This is a genomic window from Algibacter sp., assembly GCF_049667265.1.
GTDB lineage: Bacteria > Bacteroidota > Bacteroidia > Flavobacteriales > Flavobacteriaceae > Algibacter_B.
Window position 1 is genome coordinate 1 of record NZ_JBATHX010000192.1, and the last position, 12072, is coordinate 12072.

Sequence of the window (12072 nt, forward strand, 5' to 3'; positions counted from 1 at the left end):
AGCACTTTAGAATTTACTATAAACTATCATGTAACCGACAACATTTTAATTGAGCTATATAGTATTAATGGTGCCTTTATTAAACAATTAACCAGAGATTCCATTAATCAACAAGGGGCTAAAACGTACTCGTTTTTGGTTGAGGATTTAGCTGCTGGAAATTACGTTTTAGATTTTCATAGTAATACCGGTCGGACTTCTAAGAAATTTGTTAAGCTTTAGAAACTCCTGTTTTTCGAGTTTTTCTTTAATTTAAAAATAGCATGGCATTCAAAATTTCAGGATTAATTATAATAATATTCTTATCCGTTGGGTGTATATCCTGCAAAACTTCTGAAAAGGAAATAAACAAACTTGATATTGCTAAACGCTATTACAAAATTCTTGATAAGGCTGATGACGATGCGATAGCACTTTTATTAGGTGATAGTATTGTAATTAGAGAAAACGAAAGTGATTATCAAGAGACTTTCACAAAAAAAAGATATTCTGAATGGTTGAAATGGGATGCGGTTTTTGTCCCAACTTACAAAATCCTTGAAATTGAGCAAGACCGAGACATAGTTAAAGCAAAAATTTCAAAAATAGACAGAAGAATCCTTTTTCTTCACGAACAGCCGATGGTCTGGAATGAGATTATCCGATTTGAAAATAATAAAATAATTAAAGTTGAAAGAGTTTTATACGAGGTTTTTAATGTTTCAAGATTCCTTAAAAACAGAGACAGCCTTGTTAGTTGGATTGAAAAAAATCATCCTGAATTGAATGGATTTTTAAACGACCAAACAGAAGCTGGAGGGATAAAATATTTAAAGGCTATTGAATTGTTAGAAGCTAGCAATTTAAGCACTTCGGAGTACGCCAACTAAACACCCTTAGTTTACTAATTAATTGAAAAAAGTGTTACATTTATAGTTAAAGAAAAAGGTTAGAAACTTAAAAAATAAACTATGGCACTTATTAATCCTTATATAAATTTTAATGGAAATGCCGAGGAGGCATTTACGTTTTACAAATCGGTTTTTGGTGGTGAATTCGCAAAAATTATGCGTTTTAAAGACATGGCGAGTGATGATTTTAAGGTTTCGGAACATGAAGCAAATAAAATTATGCACATTGCTTTACCTATTGGAAAAAACATTTTAATGGCTAATGATGTTCCTGAAATAATGGGACGTGTGAATGAAAACGAAAACCGATCGAAAATAGCAATTAGTGCTGAAAGCCGTGAAGAGGCCGACAAATTGTTTTATGGCTTATCGGTAAACGGACAAATAGAAATGCCTATTTCTGATAGCCCTTGGGGCAGTTATTTTGGGATGTTTCGAGACCAATTTGGAATTGAATGGATGGTTGATTTTGACCCGAAGTACAAGGGTAAATTATAAAAAACTACTAAAACCACTTAGTAATTATTAAAGCATTTTAATAGGAATACTAAAATTGGCAATAGTGCCCCGCGTTAGGGATTGCAGCGGATAGCCCACAGCCCGACGCAGGAGGTGCGAGGACTTGTAGCGGAAAGCCCGACGACGACCTTAGGAGGCGTAACGCCCAAAATTTATTTAAAAATAAAAGTGGTTATTTTTCTTTTGCGGCCTCGGACATGTAATACAACCGTTTTAAACTTTTTTTAAGTAACCTGAATCTGAAAACGCCTATTACAAAAAAAATAGCGCTAAATGTTAACGACACAAAGGCTAAATACTTAAAATTTGGAAATTCTTTAAGTTGGAAAAAAGCGAAACTACCTAAAAGCAAATACAGCGACGACCTGATGTAAGATAGCAGCGTGCGCTCGTTTGCCAAACGGGTTCGCTCGATGGCCAGATAATCTCTTAAAATTATTTTTTCGTCTGGTTTAAAATCGCGTCCAAATTTTAAAAGTTTCATAATACTATTTTTCTAAAAATATAAATTCCAAATAACAAAACCAAAATACCAAAAAACCAACTCAATACATCCAATAATCCTTTTTGGAGATTAATTAATGGGTTTTGAGGTTTTAAATATTTTGTGCTAGGGAATATTTAAATATTTATGGGTTTGCAATGATACTTTCCATTTTGGGTGTTTCATAACATAATCTACAATTTCCGGAACTACTTTGGCGCGTTTACTCCATTCGGGTTGCAAATACAGAATGCAGTTTTTATTTACTTTGGCAGCTTGCTCTTCGGCGAAACGAAAATCGTCCTTATTGTAGATAATCATTTTTAGCTCGTTAGCATGTTCATAAACTGCTTTTGTAGGCAATTTCATTTTTTTGGGCGATAAACAAATCCAATCCCAAATACCGGTAAGCTTATAAGCGCCGGAGGTTTCAATGTGGGTTTGCAAACCTGCTGCTTTTAACTGGGTTGTTAAAGCCGTCATATCCCAAGTTAAGGGCTCACCTCCTGTTACCACAATGGTGTCGCTAAAATTTTTGGCATTTTCAACAATTTTAGACGTGGCTGTTGGTGGGTGTAAATTGGCATTCCAACTTTCTTTTACATCGCACCAATGGCACCCTACATCGCAACCACCTATACGCACAAAATATGCTGCGGTTCCTTTATGAAAGCCTTCTCCTTGAATGGTATAAAACTCTTCCATTAACGGAAGCATTTCTCCTTTTTCTACCAATTCTTGCACTTCTTGATTCATCTAAAATATTTTAGGCTGCAAAGGTACATATATTTAAAGAAAGTAATAAGTATTGTGTTTTCAGAAATATTTAAACTTAATGATATTAAATCGATAAGGATTGCTATGAACCACATCGAATTTTATATTAAAATATAGATTTAAATTTATTGCTGAAATAAATTTCTGATGATATTTTTGTATTTCAACCTGTTTTTATATCTTTACATCGATTTTTTTTATAAAATTTAATTTACCAAACTCTCAAAATGAAAAAATTGGCCTCATTACTGTTTATGATCATCATTTTCAGTACTTATAGTTATGCACAAGTTGGTATTGGTACAACATCACCGCATGACTCGTCTATTTTACATATTGAATCTACAGACAAAGGCTTACTCATTCCAAGACTCACAACGGCTGAAAGAAACGCCATTGTTACACCAGCAACTGGCTTAATGGTATTTAATACCTCTTTTGATACATTTGAGTTTAATTCTGGAACACCAGGCACACCAGTTTGGAGTAAACTTAATTCAGACTCATCAGTATACATGGCAAAATTTATAATTACTGGAACGGGAACACAAACTATAACCGGCATACCTTTTGAGCCTTCTTCTATAAAGTTTTCTGCGGTTCCCAATGTAGAAACCTATAACCTTAGTGCTGATAATGGTGTATCAAATAACATTAATACTTTTCAAAACTTTTTTGGAAACATGAATGGTTATGCAACAAACTATAATGGCAGCATATTGCAACAAGTCATCTTTGTAGGTGGTAGTGGAGCCTCTATTAACGATATTTCTAGATATGCTTCTAGCTCAAGAGCTATAGGCATAAGGTATGCAAACAACAATGGCAACAGCTTGGGTTTAACCGCGGCCGACGTTACCAGTTTTAATACCAACGGTTTTACCATAAACGTAACAGATCATACCGAGGATATTGTTGTGATTTTTGAAGCCCATAGGTAGTTTTCTTGAATAACCTTATTACATTTTAAAAGAATTAAGTCCTAGACTTTATTTTATTTTAATTTCCTGTATTTTTATACAAAATTAAAAGCATGAGCATTAAGGATACTTTTTTCAATTACATTACTGAAGGTAATAAAACAAAAGGCGATTTTATACCTGTTGGTGCCGCTATGTTAGATGGAGAAACCGTTACTGGAGCATTTGTAAAAATCCCCCTTAAAACAATGAATCGTCATGGTTTAATTGCTGGAGCTACTGGTACTGGAAAAACAAAATCTTTACAAGTTTTAGCCGAAAATTTAAGTGATAAAGGCATTCCCGTTTTACTTATGGATATTAAAGGTGATTTAAGTGGTTTGGCGCAACCAAGTCCTGGACACCAAAAAATTGATGAGCGTCATGAAAAAATAGGTCTTCCTTTTGAAGCCAAAGCTTTTCCAGTTGAAATATTAACACTTTCTGAACAAGATGGGGTGAGATTACGAGCCACAGTTAGTGAGTTTGGCCCTGTTTTGCTATCTAGAATTTTAGATTTATCGGAAACACAATCTGGTGTTGTTGCTGTAATATTTCAATATTGCGACAACAATAAATTACCAATATTAGATTTAAAAGACTTCAAGAAAATATTACAATATGCTACCCAAGAAGGTAAAAAAGAGTTTGACGATGCCTATGGCCGAATTTCAACTGCTTCTACAGGTGCTATTTTGCGTAAATTAATAGAACTTGAACAACAAGGCGCCGATTTATTTTTTGGAGAAACCTCTTTTGATGTTCAAGATTTATTGAGAATTGACGATGATGGCAGAGGTTTTATTAATATTTTAAGGTTAACTGATATACAAGATAGACCTAAGTTATTTTCAACGTTTATGTTGAGTTTATTGGCTGAAATATATTCAACATTTCCCGAGCAAGGCGATAGTGACCGACCAGAACTTATTATTTTTATTGACGAAGCGCATTTAATTTTTAATGAAGCATCAAAAGCACTTTTAAATCAAATTGAAAGTATTGTAAAATTAATACGAAGTAAAGGTGTTGGTTTATATTTTGTAACCCAAAACCCTACCGATGTTCCTGAGGCTGTTTTAGGACAATTGGGTTTAAAAATTCAGCATGCTTTAAGGGCATTTACAGCAAAGGATAGAAAAGCGATAAAACTAACGGCTCAAAATTATCCAGATTCTGAATATTATGATACAACCGAGGTTTTAACATCTTTAGGAATTGGAGAAGCTTTAGTGTCTGCACTAGATGAAAAAGGGCGCCCTACCCCACTAGCAGCAACCATGATGCGGGCACCAATGAGTAGAATGGATATTTTAACCGATGTTGAATTGAGCAACTTACTTTCAAAATCTAAAATGGTTAAAAAATATAATAAAACCATTGACAGAGAAAGTGCCTATGAGTTATTGAATGAAAAAATAGAAAAAGCCGAAGCTGATGAAGCTAAAGAAAAAGCTTTAAAAGAAAAAGAAGCCATTAAAAAAGCAGAATCGAAAAAGAAAACAACTAGTACACGACGAAAAAGCACCGCTATGAACCCTATTATTAAAGTATTAACAAGTGCTACTTTTATAAGAAGCGTTTTTGGTATTTTAACAAAAGTGATGAAGAAATAGTCGATAATTAAGCTTAAATTAATCAAATAAATAGTCCCAATAAATGCGAAACTCAATTTTAGGCTTAATTGCCATTACCTTACTTTTTTCAAGTTGTAAAAAAGAACAAAACCCATTTGAAATCAGTAAACAAAATATTGGTTTACTAACGGATTCCACTATGGTAAAAGATTTAAAAACTATATATGCCAACGATTCAATCGTAAAATATATTGGTGGTGATGAGTTTACTGGAAGTATAAACAACATTGAAATTTTTGAAAAAGGCGGAAAACAATTACTAACTCTCACACCAAAACAGGCTTTAGATACAACTGCAACAATTGGGAGTATTCGTGTTCTTGATGAGCGTTATAAAACCAAAAACAATATTTCGACAATTAGCACTTTTAAAGATATTCAAAGTAGTTATAAAATTTCAAGAATCAGTAATTTAATAAATTCAGTTGTAATTGCTGTTGATGAAATTAATGCCAATTTCACTATTGACAAAAAAGAACTTCCTGCAAACTTGAGGTTTGATATGAATTTAAAATTTGAAGCCACTCATATTCCAAATAACGCAAAAGTGAAATACTTTTTCTTAAATTGGAATAATTAAAAAAAGATGAATCCTTTCATAGCAAAAATAATAATTGATGTTGCACGAAAACAACTTGAAAAAAAACAAGTTAATCGCCCTGTAACGAAAAAACAGTTAGACCCATTGGTCAGAAAATATGAGGTAGAGGTGTCTCACGCCATCAAAGAATATATTTTCATAGCAATTGGTGTATTATCAGCTGGTTTTGGTTTAAAAGGGTTTTTATTACCAAATAGTTTTATTGACGGTGGAGCAACGGGTATTTCTTTACTTCTTGAAAATGTAACTTCATTAAATTTAGGAGTATTATTAATCATAGTAAACCTGCCCTTTATTTTATTAGCATCTAAAACTATAGGTAACAAATTTGCTATTAAAAGCATTATTGCCATTGCGTGCTTAGCCATAGTAGTTCATTTTATTAATTACCCAACCATCACAGAAGACAAGTTACTTATTGCCGTTTTTGGAGGTTTCTTTTTAGGGTTAGGTATTGGAATGTCTATGAGAGGAGGCAGCGTAATTGACGGCACCGAGGTTTTGGCCATTTATTTAGGAAGAAAATTATCACTTACTATTGGCGATGTTCTTTTACTAATTAATATTTTGATATTCTCAGTTGGCGCTTATGTACTTTCAATAGAAACGGCACTATACGCAATTTTAACCTATATGGCGGCGGCAAAAACCGTTGATTTTGTTGTTGATGGTGTTGAAGAATATGTTGGAGTCACAATAATTTCGAATGAGCATGAAGCTTTAAGGTTAATGCTAATAAAAAAACTAAGAAGAGCTTGTACTATTTATGCTGGAAAAGGTGGCTTTGGGACAAGTGGAGAAAGTTATGATAAAGATATTATCTATACCGTTGTAACACGCTTAGAACTTGCCAAATTACAAACTGAAATTGATAAAATTGATAGAAACGCCTTTGTTATTATGGGTGTTGTAAAAGATTTAAAAGGCGGAATGATTAAAAAGAAGCCAATGAAAAAGTAATTAAGAAAAATTGTTAATCTGTGACTAAAAAAAAATACATTATTCAAAATAATCCATTTGTTGTTCCTACAACGGATGGCAAAATAATTAAGGAACATTTTGGGAATACTACAGATGGAAATTCTGAAATAAGTATTGCCCACATGAAAGCGCCAGCAGGTTGGAGCGAACCTTTTCAAACACCAGAATTCGACGAGTTTACTTTTATCATTAGAGGAAAAAAACAATTTATAATTAATGGCGAACAAATAGTTTTAGAAGCCGGACAATCTATAAAAATTGAGAGAAACACTAGGGTTCAATATTCAAATCCGTTTACAGAAGTTTGCGAGTATATTGCTATTTGCACACCAGCTTTTTCAATGGATTTGGTTAACAGGGAGGAATAAATGAATAAAATTATTCCAAAAACAATAGGAGCAACTATAAATTTTATAAGCTATTTTTCCTCTCCATCTGCAGCGAAAATAGCCATAAAACTATTTTCAACTCCGAGAAAAGGTAAAACCACTTCTCAAGAACTAAAATTTCTAGAAACAGCCAATCAAGAACAGATTCAATTTGAAGATTTTACAATTCAAACCTACCATTGGAAAGGCGTAAACGAAACTATTTTATTGGCTCATGGTTGGGAAAGTAATTCGTTTAGATGGAAAGATTTAATAAATCAATTACAAACCAAAAACTATAACATTATAGCACTAGATGCTCCCGCTCACGGAAGTACTGGAGGGAAATCATTTAACGCTATACGCTACTCCGAATGCATTAATCTAGTTGTAAAAAAATTCAAAATAACCACCGTTATTGGACACTCTGTAGGCGGTATGGCTACTGTTTTTTTTCAACATAAATACCAATTTAAACCCATTAAAAAACTAATTCTATTAGGCGCGCCTTCAGATTTTACCGGTGTTTTAAATCGATATGAAATTATGATGGGATACAATAAACGTGTTTCTAAAGCAATTGAAAATTATATTTTAAAACACTACCACCAATTACCAGATTATTTCTCCCCGGCAGTTTTTTCAAAGGAAATTACGGCAAAAGGGCTTATCATTCACGACAAAAAAGATGACATCATTCCTTATCAGGATGCATTAAAGTTTAAACAAAACTATATCAATTCAACCCATATAGCTACTCAAGGTTTTGGGCATGGATTAAAATCAGAAACTGTATATCAGCACATTTTAAACTTTTTAAACGACTAAGTTTATTGTATTTTTGAACCATGGCAGAAGTTACCCTAAAACGGATAAATAAATTTTTAAGTGAAGTTGGTTATTGCTCTAGGCGAGAAGCCGATAAACTCATAGAAGCTGGGCGTGTAACTATAAATGGTGTTGTACCTGAAATGGGAACTAAAATTGCACCAGAAGATGTGGTTGCAGTTGATGGTGAAGTCATGAATAACACTAAAACCACCTTTGTTTATTTAGCCTTTAATAAACCTGTTGGTATTGTATGTACAACAGATACGTCGGTTGAAAAAGATAATATTATCGATTTTATAAACTATCCAAAACGTATTTTTCCAATTGGTCGATTAGATAAACCTAGCGAAGGTTTAATTCTTTTAACGGATGATGGCGATATTGTAAACAAGATCCTTCGTGCCAGTAATAATCATGAAAAGGAATATATTGTAACGGTTGATAAACCTATTTCGCAAACATTTATTGAACGCATGGCTGGTGGTATTCCGTTGGAAGAACTTAAAAAAACCACCAAAAAATGTCAAGTTGAAAAATTAGGAACTTATAAATTCAGAATTATTTTAACCCAAGGACTAAATAGGCAAATTAGACGGATGTGTGACTATTTAAACTACGATGTACAAACCCTGCAACGGGTGAGAATCATGAATATTAAGCTAGATACTCCAATTGGTGAATATCGGGAGTTAACTAATGACGAGTTTAAAACACTTAATTTACTTTTAGAAGAAAGCACAAAAACGCATAAAAAAACATTCATCAAAAAGAATGATAAAAAGCCGAGAGGCTAAAAATAGCTTAGACTATTAAAATTATTCTTATTTTTGAAAAAATCAAACTAAATTATGATAAGAACTTTAGCATTAATATTAACACTTGTAGGTATGGCAGGTTTAATTATGGGTGTATTAGGAATTTTCGGAACACCAATTATTGCAACATTAAGTCCTTGGGCATTAGCTATTTTAGGCATTATTTTCTTTATTGCTGGTGTTTCTATGTTAAAATACAGCAGTAGAAAGTCTGTTTAAAAATTAACATGCCAAATATTTCCCCGTTCCATTTAGCAATCCCAGTTTATAATTTGAGCGAATGCAGAGTTTTTTATAGAGATATTTTGGGTTGCGAAGAAGGACGAAGTAGTGACCATTGGGTAGATTTTAATTTTTTTGGTCATCAGTTAGTTATTCACTATAAACCTAAAGAAACCTCAACAGAGGTTCATACAAATCCTGTTGATGGAAAAGATGTTCCTGTTCCTCACTTTGGTGTTGTTCTTTCTTGGGATATTTTTCACGCTTTCGCAGAAGATTTAAAAACCAAAAACATTAAATTTTTTATCGAGCCCTATATAAGGTTTAAAGGTTTAGTTGGCGAGCAAGCTACTATGTTTTTTTACGATCCTTCTGGAAACGCTTTAGAATTTAAGGCTTTCAAAGATATGGCCCAATTATTTGCAAAATAACCTATATTGAAAGTTTTATTTTTTTCTTGTTAAATAAAACGGCAAATAAATTAATAAAAAGAGCGGAATCACTAATATTTGAACCACCACTATATACCAAGGCCAATCTCCAAAATAATCTAAAATTGAAGCTGATTCTGGTTTTGCATTCAAGTAGAAATAATTGGCTTTTAAAAGCTTATTTATTACTATCATTATAATTACATATATCTGTAATGCTATAAAAGATTTAAACACACTCTTAAGTTTTGGACGCATATTAAAAACAAAAGCGGCATAAAAAACAACTATTAAAAGCCCTAAATGTACTGCCCAATATCTAAAATAATCTAAACTAGGAAACCCCAATTCTATGTCTGGGGTTATAACCGCCTGTAATGTGCCACCTACTATCCAGAATAATAATACTTCATACATCCAATAGGCTCTGTAATACGTGAAAATTGGAATAATTACACCCAACAAACTACATAAATACAATGGTAAATCTGTTGATATATTATAATGCCCTAAGCTAATTTTATGCGCATGAAATAGGATAACAATGAAGCTAATTAAACAGGCAAAAACATGAAGTGCATTATTTTGCTGAGTTCTATTAAATTTATGCTTGGCGAAGTTTATGAAAACAATACCTAATAGAATCGAAATTACAATTGGGAATACATGCTGAAAGCTCCCAATAGCGACTCTTTCAAGCAAAAAAAATGCATTATAAATTATAAAACTCATAATGCAATTTAATTAATTTTTGTTAATCTATTTATTGTGCCGTTCTCTAGCCAATAACGTATTTTTAAGAAGCATGGCAATAGTCATTGGGCCAACGCCTCCTGGAACTGGAGTAATATAACTTGCTTTTTGACTTACGCTTTCAAAATGCACATCGCCAGCTAATCTATAACCATTCTTTTTGGTAGCGTCAGGAACACGGGTGATTCCAACATCGATAATAACAACATCTTCTTTTACCATATCGCCAGTTAAAAATTCTGAAATCCCTATGGCCGCAACAATAATATCTGCATCACGAGTGATAGCTTCTAAATTCTTTGAACGACTATGAACAACCGTTACCGTTGCATCGCCCGCTTTTCGTTTTTGGCTCATTAAAATACTCATTGGGCGGCCAACAATATGACTTCTTCCTAAAACAACTACGTTTTTACCAGAAGTTTCAATTTGATAACGTTCCAATAATTCCATAATACCGTAAGGTGTTGCTGGTAAAAAGGTTGGCAAATCTAAAGCCATTCTACCTACATTAACGGGATGGAATCCGTCAACATCTTTATCTGGATCGATAGCCATAAGCACCTTTTGCTCATCAATTTGATCAGGCAAAGGCAATTGTACTATAAATCCATCAATTTCATCATTGTTATTTAAGCCATGAATTTTTTCTAGCAACTCTTCTTCTGAAGTGTAATCTGGCAAATCTATAAGGGTAGAGTTAAAACCAATTCGCTGGCAAGCTTTTACTTTGGCGTTTACATACGTCATACTTGCTCCATCAGATCCAACAAGAATAGCCGCAAGATGTGGTGCTTTTTCACCTTTAGATACCATTGCTTTTACATGTTCAGCGATTTCATCTTTAATATCGTTACTTACTTTCTTTCCGTCTAAAATTATCATATTTCAATAGGTGTTAGCCATTGGCCGTTTGCCTTTAGCAACAAATTTAATTATTTCATATTCTTCATCATCTGCATCATCTTTTTGCCACCGCCACCTTGCATCATCTTCATCATTTTGCTCATTTGGTTGAATTGCTTTAAAAGCTGATTTACTTCTTGAACCGAAGTACCAGAGCCTTTTGCAATTCGTTTTTTTCTATTGGCATTAAGAACAGTTGGATTTGTACGTTCTTTTGGTGTCATAGATTGAATTATTGCCTCGATACCCTTAAAAGCGTCATCGTCAATATCAACATCTTTCATCATTTTTCCAGCACCAGGAATCATGCCCATAAGGTCTTTCATGTTTCCCATTTTCTTGATTTGCTGAATCTGCTTTAAGAAATCATCAAACCCAAACTGGTTTTTGGCTATTTTCTTTTGAAGCTTTCTGGCTTCTTCTTCATCAAATTGTTCTTGTGCTCTTTCAACTAAAGACACCACATCTCCCATTCCAAGAATACGATCTGCCATACGCGATGGATAGAACACATCGATGGCTTCCATTTTCTCGCCTGTACCAATAAACTTGATTGGTTTATTAACTACAGATTTAATTGAAATGGCTGCACCACCACGCGTATCTCCATCTAATTTGGTAAGGATAACCCCATCAAAATTTAAAATATCGTTGAAGGCTTTTGCTGTATTTACGGCATCTTGCCCTGTCATAGAATCGACAACAAACAAGGTTTCTTGCGGTTGAATGGCTTTGTGGATATTTGATATTTCAGACATCATCGCCTCATCAACAGCTAAACGACCAGCGGTATCAATAATTACCACATTATGTCCGTTTGCCTTGGCGTGTGCTAATGCTGCTTTTGAAATTGCTACAGGATCATTATTTCCTTTATCACTAAAAACCTCAACACCTA

17 protein-coding genes are annotated in these 12072 nt (G+C 33.4%); 12 read left to right on the plus strand and 5 right to left on the minus strand.

The window, feature by feature from the left end; translation table 11 throughout:
- The 3 genes from WBN21_RS07300 to WBN21_RS07310 form a co-directional block, all read left to right on the plus strand.
- The coding region (locus WBN21_RS07300; RefSeq protein ID WP_424198883.1) for a T9SS type A sorting domain-containing protein at positions 1-222 on the plus strand (222 nt) is incomplete at its 5' end.
- Positions 223-263: 41 nt separating this feature from the next.
- A complete protein-coding gene (locus tag WBN21_RS07305; protein WP_424198885.1) occupies positions 264-869 on the plus strand; it encodes a hypothetical protein in 606 nt (201 codons plus the stop codon).
- Between the two features lie 81 nt (positions 870-950).
- Complete coding sequence (locus WBN21_RS07310) at positions 951-1388, plus strand: VOC family protein (RefSeq protein ID WP_424198887.1); 438 nt, start codon at positions 951-953, stop codon at positions 1386-1388.
- Positions 1389-1581: 193 nt separating this feature from the next.
- Here WBN21_RS07310 and WBN21_RS07315 read toward each other — a convergent pair whose 3' ends face one another.
- On the minus strand, positions 1582-1893 hold the full coding sequence (locus WBN21_RS07315) for a DUF202 domain-containing protein (protein WP_424198888.1): 312 nt from the start codon (positions 1891-1893) through the stop codon (positions 1582-1584).
- Between the two features lie 126 nt (positions 1894-2019).
- A complete protein-coding gene (locus tag WBN21_RS07320; RefSeq protein WP_424198890.1) occupies positions 2020-2649 on the minus strand; it encodes a 7-carboxy-7-deazaguanine synthase QueE in 630 nt (209 codons plus the stop codon).
- A 248-nt stretch (positions 2650-2897) separates the two neighbouring features.
- Here WBN21_RS07320 and WBN21_RS07325 point away from each other — a divergent pair, with 248 nt between their 5' ends.
- The 9 genes from WBN21_RS07325 (at position 2898) to WBN21_RS07365 (ending at position 9515) form a co-directional block, all read left to right on the plus strand.
- The gene (locus tag WBN21_RS07325) at positions 2898-3611 is read left to right on the plus strand and encodes a hypothetical protein (RefSeq protein WP_424198892.1); all 714 of its coding nucleotides are present in this window, start codon (positions 2898-2900) and stop codon (positions 3609-3611) included.
- Between the two features lie 92 nt (positions 3612-3703).
- On the plus strand, positions 3704-5245 hold the full coding sequence (locus tag WBN21_RS07330) for a helicase HerA-like domain-containing protein (RefSeq protein WP_424198894.1): 1542 nt from the start codon (positions 3704-3706) through the stop codon (positions 5243-5245).
- A gap of 43 nt (positions 5246-5288) precedes the next feature.
- On the plus strand, positions 5289-5846 hold the full coding sequence (locus WBN21_RS07335) for a hypothetical protein (RefSeq protein ID WP_424198896.1): 558 nt from the start codon (positions 5289-5291) through the stop codon (positions 5844-5846).
- A gap of 6 nt (positions 5847-5852) precedes the next feature.
- Positions 5853-6827 carry a YitT family protein gene (locus tag WBN21_RS07340; RefSeq protein ID WP_424198898.1) on the plus strand — a complete coding sequence of 325 codons (975 nt, stop codon included), beginning with the start codon at positions 5853-5855 and terminating at the stop codon, positions 6825-6827.
- Positions 6828-6847: 20 nt separating this feature from the next.
- Positions 6848-7216 (plus strand): cupin domain-containing protein, encoded by a 369-nt coding sequence (locus WBN21_RS07345; protein ID WP_424198900.1) that lies wholly within the window; start codon positions 6848-6850, stop codon positions 7214-7216.
- Positions 7217-8044: an alpha/beta hydrolase gene (locus WBN21_RS07350; protein WP_424198902.1), complete on the plus strand. Its 828-nt coding sequence runs from the start codon at positions 7217-7219 to the stop codon at positions 8042-8044. It begins immediately after the preceding gene.
- Positions 8045-8064: 20 nt separating this feature from the next.
- Positions 8065-8841 (plus strand): 23S rRNA pseudouridine(2604) synthase RluF, encoded by a 777-nt coding sequence (rluF, locus tag WBN21_RS07355; protein WP_424198904.1) that lies wholly within the window; start codon positions 8065-8067, stop codon positions 8839-8841.
- Positions 8842-8895: 54 nt separating this feature from the next.
- Entirely contained in the window at positions 8896-9081 is a 186-nt protein-coding gene (locus tag WBN21_RS07360) for a hypothetical protein (protein ID WP_424198906.1), read from the plus strand.
- An 8-nt stretch (positions 9082-9089) separates the two neighbouring features.
- Positions 9090-9515, plus strand: coding sequence for a VOC family protein (locus WBN21_RS07365; RefSeq protein ID WP_424198908.1), 426 nt, complete (start codon positions 9090-9092; stop codon positions 9513-9515).
- A gap of 15 nt (positions 9516-9530) precedes the next feature.
- Here the strand turns inward: WBN21_RS07365 and WBN21_RS07370 are convergent, their stop codons facing one another.
- From WBN21_RS07370 to WBN21_RS07380, 3 genes are all read right to left on the minus strand, one after another.
- Positions 9531-10247, minus strand: a complete 717-nt coding sequence (locus tag WBN21_RS07370; protein WP_424198910.1) for a TIGR02206 family membrane protein — start codon at positions 10245-10247, stop codon at positions 9531-9533.
- Positions 10248-10274: 27 nt separating this feature from the next.
- Positions 10275-11153, minus strand: a complete 879-nt coding sequence (folD, locus tag WBN21_RS07375; protein WP_424198912.1) for a bifunctional methylenetetrahydrofolate dehydrogenase/methenyltetrahydrofolate cyclohydrolase FolD — start codon at positions 11151-11153, stop codon at positions 10275-10277.
- 50 nt (positions 11154-11203) lie between these two features.
- On the minus strand, positions 11204-12072 hold an 869-nt coding region (locus WBN21_RS07380; RefSeq protein ID WP_424198914.1), incomplete at its 5' end, for a signal recognition particle protein.

Coding starts and splice junctions, on each gene's coding strand:
- WBN21_RS07305 (WP_424198885.1), top strand. CDS start 264: ATGGCATTCAAAATTTCAGGATTAATTATAATAATATTCTTATCCGTT.
- WBN21_RS07310 (WP_424198887.1), top strand. CDS start 951: ATGGCACTTATTAATCCTTATATAAATTTTAATGGAAATGCCGAGGAG.
- WBN21_RS07315 (WP_424198888.1), bottom strand. CDS start 1,893: ATGAAACTTTTAAAATTTGGACGCGATTTTAAACCAGACGAAAAAATA.
- WBN21_RS07320 (WP_424198890.1), bottom strand. CDS start 2,649: ATGAATCAAGAAGTGCAAGAATTGGTAGAAAAAGGAGAAATGCTTCCG.
- WBN21_RS07325 (WP_424198892.1), top strand. CDS start 2,898: ATGAAAAAATTGGCCTCATTACTGTTTATGATCATCATTTTCAGTACT.
- WBN21_RS07330 (WP_424198894.1), top strand. CDS start 3,704: ATGAGCATTAAGGATACTTTTTTCAATTACATTACTGAAGGTAATAAA.
- WBN21_RS07335 (WP_424198896.1), top strand. CDS start 5,289: ATGCGAAACTCAATTTTAGGCTTAATTGCCATTACCTTACTTTTTTCA.
- WBN21_RS07340 (WP_424198898.1), top strand. CDS start 5,853: ATGAATCCTTTCATAGCAAAAATAATAATTGATGTTGCACGAAAACAA.
- WBN21_RS07350 (WP_424198902.1), top strand. CDS start 7,217: ATGAATAAAATTATTCCAAAAACAATAGGAGCAACTATAAATTTTATA.
- rluF (WP_424198904.1), top strand. CDS start 8,065: ATGGCAGAAGTTACCCTAAAACGGATAAATAAATTTTTAAGTGAAGTT.
- WBN21_RS07360 (WP_424198906.1), top strand. CDS start 8,896: ATGATAAGAACTTTAGCATTAATATTAACACTTGTAGGTATGGCAGGT.
- WBN21_RS07365 (WP_424198908.1), top strand. CDS start 9,090: ATGCCAAATATTTCCCCGTTCCATTTAGCAATCCCAGTTTATAATTTG.
- WBN21_RS07370 (WP_424198910.1), bottom strand. CDS start 10,247: ATGAGTTTTATAATTTATAATGCATTTTTTTTGCTTGAAAGAGTCGCT.
- folD (WP_424198912.1), bottom strand. CDS start 11,153: ATGATAATTTTAGACGGAAAGAAAGTAAGTAACGATATTAAAGATGAA.